1 protein-coding gene is annotated in these 1,046 nt (G+C 68.4%); it reads left to right on the forward strand.

Annotated features, from left to right (window positions below; all coding sequences use genetic code 11):
- Positions 1–1,046, forward strand: a 1,046-nt coding sequence (locus tag G0D83_RS01130; RefSeq protein WP_164188798.1) for an MFS transporter, incomplete at both ends; no start/stop codon positions are given.

A 1,046-nucleotide genomic window follows, 5' to 3' on the forward strand; every position in this document is an offset into this window, starting at 1 on the left:
CTGCTGGTGCTGCCTTGGGCGCTGAAGTTCCTCTGGGCGCCTCCGGTGGAACGGTTCCGCCTGCCCGATGGCGGGCGCGACCGGTCCGCGATGATCGTGCTGTGCGGCGCGGCGGTGGTGACCGTCGCGCTGCTGGCGGTCGGGTTCATCGGCCCGTTCCCGGTGCTGCCGGTTCTCGGTATCCTGATGCTGGCAGCCTTCGCGACCGCCACCGTTGACATCGTCTGCGACGGCTATGCCGTCGCGGCGTTGCAGGACACGCGCTATGGCTGGGGCAATGCCGCACAGGTCGGCGGCGCCTATCTCGGCTCGGCCATCGGCGGCGGCGTCTTTCTTATCCTCGTGAATCGCGCCGGATGGCTCAGCGCCACCTGGGCCATGGCGCTGGTCATTGCGGTGCTCTGTCTGCCCTTCGCGCGCATTGCCCGCAGCCCGAGGCCCCAGCCCCGCACGCATACTCCGAGCCTCAGAGCAGCGCTCGAACGCCCCGAGGTCCGCAAGGGCCTGTTGATCGCTGCGCTCTACGTGGTGGCGCAGAAGACCGCGATGGGCATGTTCGGCCCATTCTTCATCGATGCCGGCTACGATCTGGCGCAGCTCGGCATCTTGAGCGGAGTCGGCAGCCTGACGCTGGGCTTTCTGGGGGCGATGCTTGGCGGGGCCTTCGTGCGCCGCTTCGGGGCGCGGAGCGTTCTGGTCGGCGCCGTGGCGCTGCAATCGGCGATCCTCGCGGTCGTGGCGCTTTCGGCCGGCGACGTGATCCTGCCGGCGACCACGGTGGCACCGCCCGCGATGGTGGTAAGCGCCGCCGTGATGGCGTTCGGCTTCGTCGCGCTTTACGGACAGTTCATGCGCTGGTCCGATCCGCGTCAGGGTGGCGTCGATTTCACCCTGTTTCAATGCATGGATGCCGCGATCTCGATGGTCGCCGGGACCGCCGCAGGCTTTCTTGCGGAGCATCTCGGTTATGGCGTCTTCTTCGGTCTCGCCTGCGCGCTCTCGCTCGCCGCGCTGCCGATGATCTGGCGCGTCGCCGGACAGAAAGC

It is taken from the genome of Salipiger sp. PrR003, from assembly GCF_010500785.1.
GTDB classification, from domain to species: domain Bacteria; phylum Pseudomonadota; class Alphaproteobacteria; order Rhodobacterales; family Rhodobacteraceae; genus Salipiger; species Salipiger pacificus_A.